At 62.6% G+C, this 15,793-nt stretch carries 13 protein-coding genes; 9 read left to right on the forward strand and 4 right to left on the reverse strand.

The window, feature by feature from the left end:
- Window positions 1-45 precede the first annotated feature (45 nt).
- Together QW379_05185 and QW379_05190 are read left to right on the forward strand one after the other, a co-directional pair.
- Window positions 46-1,296: a glutamate synthase-related protein gene (locus QW379_05185; protein ID MEM2869798.1), complete on the forward strand. Its 1,251-nt coding sequence runs from the start codon at window positions 46-48 to the stop codon at window positions 1,294-1,296.
- Between the two features lie 162 nt (window positions 1,297-1,458).
- On the forward strand, window positions 1,459-2,142 hold the full coding sequence (locus QW379_05190) for a hypothetical protein (GenBank protein MEM2869799.1): 684 nt from the start codon (window positions 1,459-1,461) through the stop codon (window positions 2,140-2,142).
- 127 nt (window positions 2,143-2,269) lie between these two features.
- On the opposite strand, the gene QW379_05195 is transcribed toward QW379_05190, so the two are convergent.
- The gene (locus QW379_05195; GenBank protein ID MEM2869800.1) at window positions 2,270-3,952 is read right to left on the reverse strand and encodes a radical SAM protein; all 1,683 of its coding nucleotides are present in this window, start codon (window positions 3,950-3,952) and stop codon (window positions 2,270-2,272) included.
- Window positions 3,953-4,046: 94 nt separating this feature from the next.
- On the opposite strand from QW379_05195, the gene QW379_05200 reads away from it, so the two are divergent.
- A complete protein-coding gene (locus tag QW379_05200; protein ID MEM2869801.1) occupies window positions 4,047-4,418 on the forward strand; it encodes a helix-turn-helix domain-containing protein in 372 nt (123 codons plus the stop codon).
- A 176-nt stretch (window positions 4,419-4,594) separates the two neighbouring features.
- Here QW379_05200 and QW379_05205 read toward each other — a convergent pair whose 3' ends face one another.
- Window positions 4,595-7,750, reverse strand: coding sequence for a hypothetical protein (locus QW379_05205; protein ID MEM2869802.1), 3,156 nt, complete (start codon window positions 7,748-7,750; stop codon window positions 4,595-4,597).
- Between the two features lie 293 nt (window positions 7,751-8,043).
- Between QW379_05205 and nth the strand changes: the two genes are divergently transcribed.
- Window positions 8,044-8,709 (forward strand): endonuclease III, encoded by a 666-nt coding sequence (gene nth, locus QW379_05210; GenBank protein ID MEM2869803.1) that lies wholly within the window; start codon window positions 8,044-8,046, stop codon window positions 8,707-8,709.
- Window positions 8,710-9,333 (forward strand): DNA polymerase ligase N-terminal domain-containing protein, encoded by a 624-nt coding sequence (locus tag QW379_05215; GenBank protein MEM2869804.1) that lies wholly within the window; start codon window positions 8,710-8,712, stop codon window positions 9,331-9,333. It abuts the gene before it with no gap.
- A 129-nt stretch (window positions 9,334-9,462) separates the two neighbouring features.
- Here QW379_05215 and proS read toward each other — a convergent pair whose 3' ends face one another.
- Window positions 9,463-10,938, reverse strand: a complete 1,476-nt coding sequence (proS, locus tag QW379_05220) for a proline--tRNA ligase (protein MEM2869805.1) — start codon at window positions 10,936-10,938, stop codon at window positions 9,463-9,465.
- Window positions 10,939-11,054: 116 nt separating this feature from the next.
- Here proS and rmuC point away from each other — a divergent pair, with 116 nt between their 5' ends.
- The 3 genes from rmuC to QW379_05235 all read left to right on the forward strand — a co-directional run bounded on the left by rmuC (window position 11,055) and on the right by QW379_05235 (window position 13,841).
- Window positions 11,055-12,209 (forward strand): DNA recombination protein RmuC, encoded by a 1,155-nt coding sequence (gene rmuC / locus QW379_05225; GenBank protein MEM2869806.1) that lies wholly within the window; start codon window positions 11,055-11,057, stop codon window positions 12,207-12,209.
- Window positions 12,199-12,342 carry a hypothetical protein gene (locus QW379_05230; GenBank protein ID MEM2869807.1) on the forward strand — a complete coding sequence of 48 codons (144 nt, stop codon included), beginning with the start codon at window positions 12,199-12,201 and terminating at the stop codon, window positions 12,340-12,342. Before rmuC ends, QW379_05230 begins: the two co-directional genes overlap by 11 nt.
- A 212-nt stretch (window positions 12,343-12,554) precedes the next feature.
- Window positions 12,555-13,841 carry an AAA family ATPase gene (locus tag QW379_05235; GenBank protein ID MEM2869808.1) on the forward strand — a complete coding sequence of 429 codons (1,287 nt, stop codon included), beginning with the start codon at window positions 12,555-12,557 and terminating at the stop codon, window positions 13,839-13,841.
- A 199-nt stretch (window positions 13,842-14,040) separates the two neighbouring features.
- Here the strand turns inward: QW379_05235 and QW379_05240 are convergent, their stop codons facing one another.
- Window positions 14,041-14,199 (reverse strand): hypothetical protein, encoded by a 159-nt coding sequence (locus QW379_05240; GenBank protein ID MEM2869809.1) that lies wholly within the window; start codon window positions 14,197-14,199, stop codon window positions 14,041-14,043.
- 214 nt (window positions 14,200-14,413) lie between these two features.
- On the opposite strand from QW379_05240, the gene QW379_05245 reads away from it, so the two are divergent.
- The coding region (locus QW379_05245) for an MBL fold metallo-hydrolase (protein MEM2869810.1) at window positions 14,414-15,793 on the forward strand (1,380 nt) is incomplete at its 3' end.

Here is a 15,793-nt window from a genome sequence, read left to right on the forward strand (position 1 = left end):
TGGGCCGGGGCTTTGTCGCGAGCCCGCGGCTCTCTTGACCGGCGCATGGAGTGGTGGAACGGGGGTGACCGGCTGAAGCACGAAGAAATCCGGCGCAAGGCCTCCTCAGGCACAGTGAGGCTCGCAAGTGGCTCCCCAGAGAGGCGGCTCCCCGGCCTTGACGAAATCTGTATATGCCCGGCCCGGCTTGCCGGCGGCTTCCCAGCCGACATTTTCGGGGGAATCGACACCGATGTCTCAATAGGTCTGAAGGGATGCAGGAATCCCCTCAACCTCCAAACACCGGTCTTTATTCCGGGAGCCCCTTTCGGGGAGGTCGGGAAGGGCGTACGCCTAGCATTGGCCTACGGTGCCTCCCTCGCTGGCACGGCGTTCGGGACCGGCGAGGGCGGTTTTCTTCCCGAGGAAGGAGCAATATGCCGGGAGTTCCACGGGCGGTCAATGGTTACGTGGGGCCCGGGGCGCTACGGTGTCTCACCCGAGTCCCTGAGGGCCGGCGACGCCGTCGTCGTCGAGCTCTGCGGCACGGGAAGGGGCTCGACCACCGGACTCCTTAGGATGGAGAGAAGCATACCGGCCCACGCGGCTCTTTACGGTGTTCCGGAGGGATTGGATTTAGTTCTGCCGCCCCACCCCCTCGACCTAGAGTACATGGAGGACCTCAGGCTCCACATCGAGCTGATGAGAGAGCTCACGGAGCACCGCGTGCCCGTGATAGTCAGAATGGGCGCGGCGAGGGTCTACGAGGAGGTCAAACTCGCGGTCGAAGCGGGTGCGGACGCGGTCTGGCTGGACGCCCTGGAGTCTCCCCTGCACGGAGCGCCTGTCGTGGTCGCTGAGGAAGTCGGTATCCCTCTTGTCGCGATATTCGCCCCGGCGAGGAGAGCGCTAGAGGAGACGGGGGCGAAGGAGAGGGGAGTGAAACTGCTGGTCTCTGGCGGAATGACCGACGGCGCGGAAGTCTTCAAGGCCCTCGCGCTTGGCGCGGACGCGGTCGGGGTGCCCGAGGGCGCCATGATTGCGATTCGATTGGAGGAGGGCGGTGGTGGAGCTCACCTAGGCACAGCCGCCCCAGGGCCGGCTCCGGAGCTGGACTGGAGGCTCGCGGGCAGGAGCTTGGCGAACTATCTCCAGGCCCTCACGGACGAGGTCAGGGTGCTGACCGCCGCCACGGGCCACACATCGACCGCCGCGCTCGGCCCCGAGGACCTCAGGGCCCTGACCTACAATGCCGCGGCCCTGACGGGGCTGAAGCTCGCGGGCTACGACCGTCAGCTCCCGATGTGGATGCACTGAGCGCCCGTGCCCTGACCAGTCCCTCCCATTATTGCTCCCGACGCTGCGGGACAGGTTGCCGACCCGAGGCCCGGGCGGACCCCAGTGCAGCCGTTGTTGAGGAGCCAACAATACCAAAATATATAAATTTCGCAACTATACCTTTGAAATCAGGGAGAGAGAATGGGCGAGACCGGTCAGCAGGGGGCGAAGCAGCCGCGAAATGCCCAGGCGGTCCAGGAAGAGAGTCGGAGCGCGCTCACGGTCCCCGGGAAGCGGATGGCGATTGGCGGGCTTATGAAGAAGAAGATGTTTCTGTTCGGAATCGTTGTTGCGGTCGTGGTGGTCGTGGTGGCGGCCGCAGCCCTCGGCGGTGGGGGAGGTTCCATCGGGCCATCCAAGCCCGCGCCGCCGGCCCACTTCAAGCTCGAGTCGAAAACGGGGCAGACAATTAATATACAAGGGGAGCTCGTTCCCGAAGGCCAGACGGTCGAGTACGCGATCGACTTTGGCGGGGGCAACTCGACCAACGTGACCAACATCTATGAGGTCACGGTCAGGTGCACCTGGACCGACGACATGTCCGAGTCGAGACCGGACACGATGACCTTCACCCTCTCCTCTCCAGACGGACAGAACGTCACCCAGAAGACGGAGGGCATGAAGGGCCAGGCAACACTGACGATAAAGGTGAGCAATATAACTGATAGCAAAATCGAGGACAACAGTCGGGGCTGGACGCTGCGGGTGACGTGCGAGAACGCGGGCGATGACCCAATCGGCCCCATCGGATTCTTTGTGTGGGTGGACCCGGGCAACGACTGGTCAGCCACCGTGGATTACAAATACTATGGAAAGGCCGGGTAGACACAACCTCGGGCCTGGCCTTTTTCGCCACCTTCACTGTCACTATAAGCCACAGAAGAACAACCCATCTCTCCGACTGCGAAGCGCCTGCGCGGGCTCGCGCCCCAGGCCCATCCTGCTCCCCGTGCTAGATTCGCCTCTCCGGGCTGGCCTCTCCGACTCCCCCGAGCTCTCCGGCCTGCCCCTGGCCCGCATTTGCGTTGAGCGGACTGCGCCGGCCATCAAGGCAGTATTCCCTGTCGCACTCCCTGCCAACCTTTTTGCTTGTGTAGTAGTAAGGGAAGCCCATCAGGTACCTCATCGGGGCGCCTATCTTGCTCCCGTGCTTCCAGAAGAGGTAGGATATGAAATAGATGAACGAGGCCAGCGCCACTGATGACCTGAGCTGGGGCATCCAGAAGTCCATGTTGTTCCTCCAGCACTTCATTATGAACTCCCACTGCAGCTCGGTGAAGTTCCTGAGGTCGGACCGCTTCGCCTTGCTCAGAATCGCCTCCTCAATTGGAATAAAAACCACTGGCGTGTAGAACATCTTCGCCCCGTGGTAGCGCAGCTCATCCACGAGCTCCAGCGTGGCGATTACGTCCTCCTCGGTCTCGTCAGGCATCCCGGTCATTATCGTGCACAGTGGCCACCACCCGCTGTCGTTCATTATCCCTATGCCCTGCACGACCAGCTCAGGCCACCTGTCCACGCTGAACGGAAGCGCCTTGCCCCTCATGTGCTTCCGCATCAACGCCGCGCTCCCCGTCTCTATCCCGACCTCGACAGTGATGAACCTCTCCCTGTAGCCCTGCTCCGGGCCCCAGGGCGATTTCTCCATAAGAATGGGCGCGAGCTCTTCGGTTATCTTCGGGTCGTATACCACAGGGGCGAGCGAGGCGTGGGAGAGGAGGATGTACTCGACACCGGGGTGGGAGGCGATGGTTCTGAAAAGATTAACGATTTTCTCCCTGTTCGGGACGAAGTTCGGCCCGCACTCGTAGAGGAAGATGTCCTCGGTTGTGGTAAATATGGCCTTCGAGCCGCACCTGACGGTGATCTCGACCTCTTTCATTATGTGGTCCAGGGAGAAGGAGTGCCTCTTTCTCATCGTCGGTGTGCAGAAGTGGCACCCGCGGCCGCAGCCGCGCATTATCTCCACGGTTCCGTAGGTCGCGGCCCCTGTTATCGGGGGTATCTCTGAGGGGTCGGGTTTGGTCGCGACATAGTACTCCGGAACCTTCTCCCCGTTCAAAATTTTATGGAATATCTCCACCAGATCCCTCTCGCACTCGCCCTGGAAGAGGAGGTCTATGCCGAAAAGCTTCTGGGAGTTCGTGTCGCGAATCTGCCAGACGCCGGGCCCTCCCACGACCACCTTCGGCCTGTATTTCCGAATCGCGGGGTGCCGCATCATCCTCCTGAACTCGACCGCGTTGAGAGACTCCCCCCCGAACCCTATAAGGGAGTTGTAGGTGGTCGAGACATAGGCCAACCCCATTGGGTCCATTGTTGTCGCCGCGAATATCTTTGTCCCCGGCCCGATGAACCTGCCGAGGTTGTTGTAGTGCGACACCACGACGTTCTCCCTACCAAACTCCTTGGCGAGAAGGGCCTCGGCCTTTCTTAGGCCGTAGGGAGCGAACCGCGCCCTTCCGTCCTCGAGGTCGTCGGGTGTGAAGTATTTTTCTAGAGCGATTTTGGAGAAGAGCTGCGGGAATGTGCAGGTGAAGGCGACGAAGGGGTTGTAGCCATAGTGGCTCATCTCGGCTCGCGAGGCCGAGAGCACTATCATAGCGCCTCCCCCCTCACTGCTGCCGCCGGCCATCCGGGCCGAGGATACCCGTGCATGTATTTATTGATTTGCATACCTCGGCAAATAAAAATAAATAAATATCGGAGCCGCATATCCTCCATCCGCCATGGGATGCGGCGCCACCGGGCACCTCAGGGCCTTCGCGGCGGAAGTCACCAGGGGACTGGGATTTCCAAGGGGCTGCGCGGCGATTATCGAGGTGCTGGCGGCCCACGGGCGCAGGCTGAGCTTCGCCGAGATATCCCGCAGGGTCAGGATATCCGAGCGCAGCCTGAGGAGCCATCTCCAGACGCTCGTGAACAGGGGAGTCGTGAGGAGGGTCGTCTCGGTCACGCCGCGCAGGAGGCTCGCCTACAAATATTACATAGCGCCGCTGAGCGAGATTCTAGCGATGCTCAGGGCTGAGGTCCTGCGCAGAATCGAGAGGCTCAAGAGGGTCGCGATGGAGATTCAGGCAGCCCGCAGAGCGGTGGCTTGAGCCCCACGCTCGCGACTCCACGCATGGCTTGTGGCATCGGTGCTGCTCACCACAACCGGGCCTGCCGCGCGGGCGCGCCTGATTGCCCTTTCGCGAAACGCATTGCTTCTAAGCCTCTGTCCCTGTCAGGCCAGCTACCCGGTTTCTACCTCAATTCACCCTCCCCGAACGCCCAGCTACCCTTCCGGCCTCCTCCATCCGTCGCCGTCCCAGACCAGGAAGTCATCGGCCCCCAGTTCCTCGTCCCGCGGCCGCTCAGGGGCCTCAGCGGCGCCGTCCCCCAACCGGCCTCCCGGGACGCCGTCCAGCACCTCTACGAGCTCGTCGTCGGGAGGACCCCGGGAACTCCCGTCCTCCTCCCTCTCAGGCCCCTCTTTTTCCCCCTCCGCCTCCTCCCTTCTCACCGTCCTAATTCTCCCCGAGAAGACCGCCTCCTCGGGGAACTCTTCCTCGGGCGGGACCACGGGGCCGGTTTCCTTGAGCAGGCGCCTGCGGTACCACTCCGCCAGAGCGACCGCCCCCGTGGCCACCAATACCATGACGAGCCAGCTCGGGCACAGCTCAGTGGCTCCGGCGGAGACCCTGTCTCGAATTCGGAACCCGACCTCCTGCGAGTCGCTCCCGCCGTTCCCATCGGAGACGCTGAAATTCACTTTGAACACCCCCGGGCTCCGGGGCACGAAGCGCACAAAGGCGCTGTCCCTCTCGCCCGGGACAGGCTGGATGGCGAAGAGCTCCGTGTCGGCGGAGAAGCTCAGGGGGTCGCCCTCGACGTCCGTCGCCCTGAGACCGATGAAAACGACCTTGCCCACATACGACACGACGTCTGGTATTGGCTCAAGCACCGGCGGGTCGTTGACCGGCTCCACTGTCACGTTGATTAGGTTTCCGTCCACCCAGAGACGAGCGCGGTCCAGCGCCCTAAGCTGGACCCTCGCGCTGCCGAACCAATTCTCCGTCGGCGTGTAGAAGGAGAGCACGCTGCCCTCCAGAACCGCGTCCACTCCGCGCTCGTTCTCTTCATAAATGAGCTCGAAGGCGAGGGACCCATCGTCCCAGTCGTCCCAGAAGTAGTCCTCCAGGTCGATGGCGCCGATGAGATCCGTGTCCTCAGGGAAGCGGAAGTCCGGGATGGGCTCGAGGAGGACCGGCGGGAGGTTGATGATGTAGGTGATGTTGATGTCCTGAATTCTGAGCTTTCCGTATGAATGGGCGGCGAGCCTGAGCGGGATGGTGACGTTGCCCTCCGACCTGCCTTGCCCCCCCCTCTCCCTGAGAATCGAGTTCAGGACTGCAGAGATGTTCTCGAAGCGCACGGTCAGGGAGTAGCGGATGCTTAGGTTTCCAACCAAAACCGTGCTCGGGTGGACCGAGCTGAGCCTGATGCTGAGGTCGCAGAGCTCGTTCCCCCAGTCGTCCCTCCACCGCTCCTGGGCCGCCAGAGCGCCCATGATGTCCTCAGAAAACATCGGCACTAGCTCGTTCGTGGACTGGAGCTCCGAGGGGCCCCAGTCGGTCGTGCCGTCGTTCCCGGTGTCCACCTCCAGAACCACTGGCCTGAAGTCTATTTTGCGGACGATGATGTCCCAGCTCTCCCTCCCGCCCGGAGGGGCCTTGTAGGGGTAGGCCCAGCCCACGTAGAGCCTGTCCCTGAAGACGGCTATGGTGGGCGAGTTGGCGTTGTCGTTCTCCTCGCCCGGTGTCAGCTCCATCCTCTCGCTCCAGCTGTATCCATCGTAGGCCCTGATGATGACGTCGCCGTAGGTGTTGTAGACGTTCATCGTCTCGTTGGTCTCGACGGAGGTGTTGGTCCCGGTGACCCAGACGACGTAGAGCCTCCCGTCGTACTCGAGCAGCTCCTGGCCCATGTTGTCCTTCTCCTCGCCCGGCGGCGTGAGCTCGATCATCGGTCCCCACCGCTCCCCATCGTAGCCCCTGACCATTATGTCCAAATCGTGCAGGTTCGGGCTGCCGCGGACCCACGCCACCCAGAGCTCGTCCCTGCCCGTGGCGGGGTTCCGGTAGACGCAGCTCTTCGGAATCTCGTCGAGCTCGCGGTCAGGCTGGGGGATGATGTTGTAGGCGTCGCTCCAGCGGAAACCGTCGAAGAAGCGGTAGAAGATGTCCACGGTGAAGCCGCTGGTGGCGTCGACGTCCATGTCCCAGAAAACATATAACCTGTCCCTGTAGAGGACAGTGTTGAGGCTCCAGTCGATCTCCGTGCTCCAGCCCGGCGTGAGCTCGAATGTGCCGGTCCAGTCGGAGCCGTCATGGACCCGGTAGACGATGTCCATGTCGTCGGTGTCGTGGATGCTGGCGAGCCGCGGATCCGTCGTCCTCCAGAAAACGAAGAGCCTATCGCGGTAGACCGCCATCTGGGGCCAGTCGTTCATGTAGAGCAGCTCCGGCGGCGTCAGGCGCTCCGCCCTCCGCCAGCCGCTCCCGTCCCAGCAGCGGATGTAGACAATCGAGGGCGAGAAGACGCTCTCGCTCTTCGCCGCCGACCATGCGACGTAGATTCTGCCCCCGTACTCGATTATGGACGGCGAGTCGTCCTCGAGGATGTCGCCCCTCTGCGAGATCTCCTCGGGCTCGGACCAGCTCAGGCCGTCGAGGCTCCAGCTGACGACTATGTCGGAATCGGTCCCGTCGCTTATCTGCGGGTCCTTCGTCGCCCAGGCGCACCAGAGCCTGTCGCCGGCGGCGAGGAGGAAGGGCGTGGCCTCCTTCTCCGAGAACGTGGGCGGGGTGACGCTGACCGGGTCGCCCCAGAAGGGGGTGGGCCAGCCCCCAACGACCATCGAGGCCCCGGTAATTGAGGCGTTCGCGGGAAGCCTCGTGAGCAGGACTCTATTCTGGCCCGGGCCGAAGCTCAGGTTGTAGCCCTCCGATGCGGCGGAGCCGTCGTGGAAGAGGGTCTGGTGGCCCAGCGCGCCGTAGCCGAGGCCTTTGTAAGCCCACTCTATGGAGCCGTCAGCGCCAATGTCCAGCTCGGGCCCGAGGGGGAAGTCGGTGCCGCCGTCCGTGAACGGGAGTGGTGTCAGGGCCAGCGAGGCCGAGACCACCTCCGCGCTCGACGGGAATGTCAGGGCAGCGGAGTCGTTCGTGGCGCCCGGTTCGAGGGACACGACGAGCTCGCTCAAATTTCCGTCGAGCGATGTGATGCTGAAGACGGACCTCGCCTCCGGGACCCTCGCCCCGGCGTCATGTGTCTGCAGGGGAAGGGCGAGGAGGAGGGCGGCCATGAGAACCGAGGCCCTCGCTCTCATGAGCGAGATTCTCGGCCCGCCCCCTCGCGGCCCACCCGCCAGAAGTCCCGGCTCCGGCATCATGCGATATTTTCATTGACCCGCCGCTTATTTAATAATTTTGATACAAACAATGTGACCGTGAACGTGCGGGCTGCTCTTCTCGCCCCCCCGCGTCCCACAAGTCTATCGGCTCCGGAGCCGCCATCGAGTCGCCGGGTATGCTCTCTCTCCTGCCCCTCGGGATACCGGTCTGGAAAAACCATCGCGCAGGGAGGCTCGCGTCCCCTCCCCCATCCTCCAAAGCCGTGCGCCCTCCGCGGCAAGAGGCCAGCAAAACTTATCACCTCCGCTCCCGATTGAGGCCCGGTGGCCCCATGCCCGCGAAGAAGAGGCGAGGGAAACCAGAGGCCCTCACGCCGTCGTTTGTTCTCGAGAGCCTTGAGAAGATGCACCCGGACGCGCGCATCGAGCTGCGCTTCTCGAACCCGCTCGAACTACTCGTCGCCACGATTCTCTCAGCCCAGTCCACCGACAAAAAGGTCAATGAAGTCACGGAGCGGCTCTTTAAAAAGTACAGAACAGCCGCCGACTACGCCTCCGCGGACCCGGAGACCTTCGAGCAGGAGATTCGCTCCACGGGCTTCTATCGCGCAAAGACGAGGCTCGTGCTTGGGGCGGCTAAAATGATTGTGGACGAGTTCGGGGGCGAGGTCCCGCGCACGATGGAGGAGCTGACCAGACTGCCGGGTGTGGCGCGAAAGACCGCCAACATCGTTCTCTCCGGTGCCTTCGGGGTTTCCGAGGGTATCGCCGTGGATACGCACGTGAGGCGGGTCGCGGCCCGGCTCGGCCTGACGAAGGAGAAGGACCCAATGAAAATCGAGAGGGACCTGATGGCCTTCTTCCCGCGCGAGAAATGGGGGAGGGCGACGAACCTACTCGTTTTCCTAGGCCGCTACACATGCAAAGCGAGGGCCCCGGACTGCGGACGCTGCCTCCTGAGCCCGCGCTGCCCCTCGTCCACTGCCCGAGGTGGCTGAATGACGGGAAGGAGAAAGGGAAGGCCCGGAGCGGCCGGAAAGCAGACCACGCTCGACACGGCCGTGGAGCGCGGGGCCGAGGGCACCGAGGCAAAGCGGGAAAAGGAGAATCAGCGCGCAGCTGCGAAAAACTCTGAAGCTCCAAGGACTGGTCCGGGCGCCTCCGGAGGAGCCACCCCGACCCCCGAGCTCTCCTCCGATTTCGCACAGCGCTTCCGGGAGATGGAGGTGGACAGGGAGGCGATGAGGAACTACTACGTCATCCACGAGCACTCCTCGCGCAGACTGCACTGGGACCTGCGGCTGGAGAGGGACGGCGTTCTGAAGAGCTGGGCGATTCCGAAGGAGCCGCCCTCGGAGCCTGGTGTGAAGAGGCTGGCGGTGGCCACCGAGGACCACCCCCTCGGCTACGGGACATTCGAGGGCGAGATTCCGCCCGGGAACTACGGGGCAGGAACTGTCAGAATTTGGGACAGCGGCAGGTACGAACCCATCGAAATCGCCGAGGGGAAATGGGTCTTCAACCTGAGGGGCAGGAGGTTGGGGGGGAGGTACTGCCTCATCCGGCTCAAGCCCAGGCCGGGGGAGAGGCAGGAGAGCTGGCTCTTTTTCAAAACCGGGTAGCCCCGCGCAATCCCACCCCACGCAAATGGCCGCCGAATCCTCGCGGGAACGTGGGCCTATCGGCCCGGCGAACCCCGGCCCCGCATTTCGTCAGCAGACCCCGCCAGAAAGGTCGCGGTCCGCACTCCTTCAGTAGGTTCTCGCAAGATAGGCCGCGGCCCCAGCCTCCCTGCCGCAAACGACGCACTTCCCGCTGTAGCTCTCTCCGCCGAAGAGGGTCCCGAGCATCCTGACGCCCAGCCTATCCTCGATTTCGCGGCCGCAGGGCTCGGAGCCGCACCAGCCCGCCCTGAGAATACCGGTTGGCGCCTCCTCGACGAGGTCTGTGATGTCCCTGATTCCGCGCCTCATCAGCTCCCTGGACCGCTCCAGGAGGTTCAGGGCGATGCGGTCCAGAAGGGCCCTCGACTCCTCCCCCACCCCGTCACGGGAAACGGCGAGCTTCTCGCGCGTGTCCCTCCTGACCAGAATCACCTGCCTCCTCTCGATGTCCCTCGGACCTAGCTCAATTCTCAGCGGGACGCCCCTCATCTCCCAGTAATAGTACTTCGCACCGGGCCTTATGTCGCGGTCGTCGAGGTGGGCGCGGAGGCCGCAGGACCTCAACTCCGCCGCCAGCTCCCGCGCGGCCTGAATCACCGGCTCTTTCATCTCCTTCGCCAGCACTGGCACAACGACCACCTGTACGGGTGCAATCGCGGGCGGGAGCACCAGGCCACCGTCGTCGCCGTGGACGCCGACCACCGCCCCCAAGAGCCTCTCGCTCATGCCGTAGGTGGTCTGGTGCACGTGGGGGTGCTCCCCGCTCTCGTCCTCGTAGGTTATGCCATAGGCCCTCGCAAAATTGTCCCTGTACTGATGGATTGTCCCGATCTGCAGCGTTCGGCCATCGGGCATGAGCGTGTCGCAGGCGAGCGAGTAGTGCGCCCCGGGGAACTTGTCCCACTCGGGCCTCCTGAAGACCATGTAGTCCAGGCAGAGGCCCTCCGCCAGTCTTTTCATTATCTCGAGGTCCTGCGCAATCTGCCTCTCGGCGTCCTCGAAGTCCCTGTGGCACGTGTGGGCCTCGAAGAAGTGGAACTCCCTCATTCTTATGAATGCCCGGGTCTGCTTGGTGTCGAATCTGAAGGCATTCACTATCTGGAAGATTTTGAGAGGAAGGTCCGCGTGGCTCCGAATCCAGAGGGAGAGCACGGGGTACATCGCCGTTTCCGAGGTCGGCCTGAGGAGGAGCTTCACATCCAGCTCGCTCCCCCCGGCCCTGGTCACCCAGTAGACCTCGTCCTCGAAGCCCCGGATGTGCTCCGCCTCCTTCCTGAACTGGTCCTCAGGAATGAGGAGGGGGAAGCAGACCTCCTGATGGCCCGTCTCCTCCATCATTGCGCGGATGGCCGAGTCGATTAGGCCCATCGCCCTCCAGCCGTAGGGCGTCCAGACATTAAGGCCCTTCACGGGGTACCTCTTGTCGCAGAGCCCCGCCCTCTCGACCACCTCGTTGTACCACTCGCTGAAGTCCTCGGCCTTCCTGTGGCGCAGGGGGGCCTCCTCGTCGTCGTCCGTCCCGCGAGCGCGCGGGGGCGCCTGCTCGCCGTTCTCGGGGCGCATGCTACCTCCATCCGCAAGAGGGGGGCGAATTAAAACGGTTTCGGTGGGCCATTTCGAGACCATAAATAAAAAATAGCCCCGGAATCAATCAAAGAACGGGTCCGGGTCGGGTTGCGATGATTGAGGTGCTGCTTCTGCTGATCGGGCTGGTTGCGGGCTTCGCGGCGGGCTTCTTTTTCGCGCGCCTCAGGATGTACCAGTCCGTGGACCTGTCAACCCAGAGCTATGCGCTGAGCGGTCTCTCGGCCCAGATCGCGGAGATGAAGGCGCGCTTTGTCGAAATCGAGAGATCCCGCGAGAGGCTGGACGCGGAGAGGCAGAGATTTGAGCAGGAGCGCGAGAGGAGGTTCGGCGAGTTTGTAGGAAACATCCACCGGCTGTTTCAGGAGATGTCCGAGAAGAGTGCCCAGACTGACGCCGAGAAGGAGAAGCGAATTCGGGACCTCATGGAGCACAACAGGAGGTTCTTTGAGGAGCAGAAGCTCGCCACCGAGAGATTCCTCATGGAGCAGGGGCGCTCGAGGGAGGAAATCGAAAGGAGGCGCGACGCCCAGATCGCCGACATGAACAGGATGATTGAGACATTCACGAAAGCGGTGGCCGGGACCAAGAGCAGGGGCATGGTGGGCGAGGAGCTCCTGAAAGAGGCCCTGAGGGAGTCGATTGTGGCGGGCGTGGTCAGGTGCAACCTCCAGACCGAGGGCGGGCCGGTCGAGTTCGCCTGGTGCCTGGGGGACGGGATGCACATCCCGATCGACTCCAAGCTCCCCGATGTATTCGAGCTCCTCGAGGCTTACCGGAGCGCCGGGCCCGACGAGCAGAGAGATATAAAGAGAGAGATAATAAATAAAGTGAGGGGCGAGATAGAGAAGGTACGGAAGTACCAAAACACGCCCAACACGATTGACTCCTGCATCCTTGTCGTGCCGGAGGGTGTGCTCGAGCTGGCGCCGGAGCTGGTCGGCATAGGGAGGGCGGAAGGAGTGTATGTGTGCACATACAGGGAAGTCTTCCCGGTGGCGCACCTCCTTCAGGAGAGGTATATAAGGATGAGGGAGGAGGGAGAGGCGGGGGAGTACAGGAGGGCTCTCGAGGCGATGGGTCAGATGCTGGACAAAATAGGCGGAAAGGTGGACACAATCGAGAGAGGCCTCACCATAATAAAAAATGCAAGTGAGACTATGAGGGACGAGATAGCCCTCGCCAGAAGGCAGGGGGCGCTGGCGCGGGCGGACAAGGTTGCTAAAGGAGGGGGAGAGGATGAGGAATGAAGGAGACGGGGGGCCACCGGACGCCGAGAAGGAGGTGGTGTCATGGCCTCGGTGGAACGGTTCCCGTGGGCCGGTGAAACCGCGATACGTCCGCGAGCTTGATCCCGGTCAAATCATCACGGGGGCCGAGTGAGAGAGCTCTATTTTAAAAAAGAATGGCTGTTCATTTTAATGAACAGTGATATATATATCTGTAGGCTATAATGAATAGTAATGAAATCCGGCATCTCGATGAATGCAGGCGCGCTTGTCAGAAGGCAGCTGTCCCTGATGCCGGAAATCGCACCGCGTCTCACCGCCTCAGCCGACGGTAAGCCCTTCACATAGCGCTTTGTTCTCGACAGGGTGATTTCGAACTCGCTCGCTTTCCTGCGCGGAGACGCGGGGGCGGAGAGGCTCGTCGTTCTCCTCGGACTGAGGGGCGTCGGGAAGACAACGATTCTGCTCCAGCTCTACCAGCGAATCGCCGGTGAAGGCGTGCCACCCGAGAGGCGGCTCTACCTGCCCTGCGACAGGCTGGCGGCCCTCCCCGGGGCCTCGCTGACCCGGGCCCTGCACGCCTACGAAGCTATACTGGGCGGAGACCTCGCTGTCCAGACGAAAAAGATATTCATCTTCCTGGACGAGGCCCAGTATGTCCCGGACTGGGGTCTCGCAGTGAAGGCCGTGCACGACGAGGCGCGCTCTGTCCAGGTCGTCGTGAGCGGCTCCTCAGCCCTGGCGCTCCGGATGAACGCGGATGTGGCGAGGAGGGCGGTCACCTGGAGGGTCACCCCCCCCGGACTTTTGGAGTATCTCGTTCTGACCGGTAGGAAAGTCCGACCGGGTCCGTCACTCGAAGAGCTGACGGCTGCCGCCGGACCTGTCGCGGCTCTGAAGTTCTTCAATAGACAGGCCCGCACGGTCGGCGCGGAACTGGCTCTCTTGCCGGACCTGGAGCACCTCGTCCGTCGGTTTTTGATGGCTGGGAGCCTCCCTTCGACCATGGACGACCCCGACCTGCGGGGCGCCTGGGACAAGACCTACAGGTTGATCGAGCGCATCGTCAACGTCGACCTGCCGGGAATCGGGAGCTTCGACAGGAGCACCCTGCGGGCCGCCATGCAGGCCATCACGCTTGTTGCCGACTCGCCGGACAGGAGCGTCCAGAAGATGGCCTCGGAGCTCTCCCTCCCGCCCGCCACGGTGCTCTCGCTGATGGACGCCCTCGCCAGGGTGGACCTCCTTCTCGAGGTTCCCGTCGCGGGTTCGGCCGGCCGCGGGGCTCGCCGGAAGAAGCGCACGTACTTCGCTGCCCCTTCGATGATGGCGGCGGTGCTGGACGCCTCGGGCACCGACCCCTCGGAGCGCCAGGGGCCGCTGCTGGAGGCCGCGGTGGCCGGCGTGCTGGCCCGGGTGCCGGGGTCTTCTCTTCACTATGACGACGCGGATGGTGGGGCGGATTTCGTGCTCCAGGTGCGTGTCAAGATCGCGGTCGAGGTCGGGTGGGGTAGCAAAGGTGAGCGGCAGGTGAGATTCTCGATGGCGAGGCACAGATGCCCTTGGGGAATTCTCGTGCACGAGTGCCCCGCGCCCTTCCTGAGCGGCAGGGTGGTCCACGTCCCGGTGGAGCAGTTCCTGGCACTGGGCTGAGGGCTGCTGTGATATCCCATAAATACTTTCTCCCGGAGAAATTTCCTGGGGCCATGAAAAAGCTTTCATGCTGTGATATTAGGGCAATCAAGAGAAGGGCCCGCCCGGGAATTCCCCTCCGGACTCCCCTACCCTAATCATGTAGAGCTCCCTCGGGAAGGGAAGCCCGAGCACGCGATTTGACAGAGAAGGCTTTAAATCACTTCTTCAGGCGGCGCTGGTTGATGGAGATGTCCTCGGGGACGATATGCTTCCCTAGATACTGATAGGCCGCCCGGGCGCAGACATCGCAAAACGGGCCGTTCTTTGCCGGTCTATCATTGCACTTTATGCAATCGACCATAAAGGGGCCCTCCACCGATTATCCATGAATTTCATCTTATTTAAACATTATGACCCGAGGCCTGGCAGCGGGATTTTATAATGGGTTCTATTGGGATATAATCCTCCCGGCGCCGGACCTCCGCAGCCCCTGGATTAATAAATGCCGGGCATTCCAGCTCCGTGAAACAATATGCAATATTTACAAAGCGCATATATACTCACATCATGTTTGGTCGAGGGGAAAGCAAATGCGCCTTCTGGCCCTCGACGGCACCGACACCATAGGCGGCACAAAGCTCCTTCTTAATTATGACGGGCTCGGCGTGATGCTCGACTTCGGCCTCAACTACTCGGTCCTCTCCCGCTACTACGAAGAGTATATGAAGCCGCGCGCAACCGCCGGTCTCCAGGACCTCGTGACGATGGGCATAGTCCCAGACGCGCGAGGCCTGTATCGCGATGACGTCCTCCTCCCCGATTTCGGATTGACCGGGCCGGAGGCTGGGAAAATCGATTTTGTACTGGCCAGCCACGCCCACATGGACCACGTGGGCAACATCGGTCTCCTGCGGCCGGATATTCCGGTGGTCACGAGCGCGATGAGCGCGGCGATCATGAGGGCCGTGCAGGACTCCGGAAAGGGAGAGTTCGGGCACGAGATTCTCTATTTCAACGCCCGCCGAATTCAGGAGAAGCGAGGCGTCCCGGTCCTCCAGCCGGCCCGCGAGCCGATGCGATTAGGGCGCGACGTTTGTATACTTGAGGGCGGATGGTCGAGGGAGTTCGAGGCCTTCTGGAGCGGGTTTCCCTGGCCCTCAACGTCGCGCGGAAGGAGCCTTGAAGCGGGCGAGCTGAGAAAGGGCGTGTCCGGGCTGAGAATTCGGTGGGCCCCCGTGGACCACTCCGTCAAGGGAGCCGTCGGGGCAATCCTGGAGACGCCACAGGGGCCCGTGGTCTACACCGGCGACATCAGGATGCACGGCCTCCATGCCCGGAAGACTCTGGAATTCATCGAGAAGGCCAGAGCCCCCAGGCCCTACATCCTGTTCATGGAGGGCACGAACATCGACGAGCGGCGGGGGCGATGGACCACAGAGGCGGACGTGCTCAGGAACGCGAGGGAGCTCATCGCGTCCTTCGGTAAAGAATTCGCCATCGCCGACTTCGGGCCCAGGAACATCGAGCGGCTTGAAATATTCCTAAAAGCGGCGCGGGAGAGCCGCCGCCGGCTCGTCGTAACGACAAAGGACGCGTACCTCCTCCACGCAATGAGGACGGTGGACCCCGCGACGCCCGCGCCGGGCGACGACATTCTGATATACGACTCCCCGAAGGGAGTGGACCTGGGCTGGGAGGAGTGGGTTCTGGAACAATACTCGAGCGCCACGGTGAGGCCGGAGGCGATAAGAGAGAGTCCGGGCGACTACCTCGTCGCCTTCAGCTTCTTCGATATAAAGCATCTCGTGGACCTCCGCCCGGACGGGGGGCATTACATTTACTCATCAAGCGAGGCCTTCAACGAGGAGATGGAGATCGACTTCAAAAGACTGAACGCCTGGCTGACAAAGTTCGGCCTCGAGCGCCACGGGTTCGGCTTCGACAGGGACGGCGGCCCGGTCTTCCCGTCC

The organism is Thermoplasmata archaeon, assembly GCA_038851035.1.
Taxonomy (GTDB): Archaea; Thermoplasmatota; DTKX01; order VGTL01; family VGTL01; genus JAWCLH01.

What these genes read in the sequence shown, in the direction of transcription:
- QW379_05185 (MEM2869798.1), top strand. Translation starts at nt 46, where the DNA reads ATGGAGTGGTGGAACGGGGGTGACCGGCTGAAGCACGAAGAAATCCGG.
- QW379_05190 (MEM2869799.1), top strand. Translation starts at nt 1,459, where the DNA reads ATGGGCGAGACCGGTCAGCAGGGGGCGAAGCAGCCGCGAAATGCCCAG.
- QW379_05195 (MEM2869800.1), bottom strand. Translation starts at nt 3,952, where the DNA reads ATGGCCGGCGGCAGCAGTGAGGGGGGAGGCGCTATGATAGTGCTCTCG.
- QW379_05200 (MEM2869801.1), top strand. Translation starts at nt 4,047, where the DNA reads ATGGGATGCGGCGCCACCGGGCACCTCAGGGCCTTCGCGGCGGAAGTC.
- QW379_05205 (MEM2869802.1), bottom strand. Translation starts at nt 7,750, where the DNA reads ATGATGCCGGAGCCGGGACTTCTGGCGGGTGGGCCGCGAGGGGGCGGG.
- nth (MEM2869803.1), top strand. Translation starts at nt 8,044, where the DNA reads ATGCCCGCGAAGAAGAGGCGAGGGAAACCAGAGGCCCTCACGCCGTCG.
- QW379_05215 (MEM2869804.1), top strand. Translation starts at nt 8,710, where the DNA reads ATGACGGGAAGGAGAAAGGGAAGGCCCGGAGCGGCCGGAAAGCAGACC.
- proS (MEM2869805.1), bottom strand. Translation starts at nt 10,938, where the DNA reads ATGCGCCCCGAGAACGGCGAGCAGGCGCCCCCGCGCGCTCGCGGGACG.
- rmuC (MEM2869806.1), top strand. Translation starts at nt 11,055, where the DNA reads ATGATTGAGGTGCTGCTTCTGCTGATCGGGCTGGTTGCGGGCTTCGCG.
- QW379_05230 (MEM2869807.1), top strand. Translation starts at nt 12,199, where the DNA reads ATGAGGAATGAAGGAGACGGGGGGCCACCGGACGCCGAGAAGGAGGTG.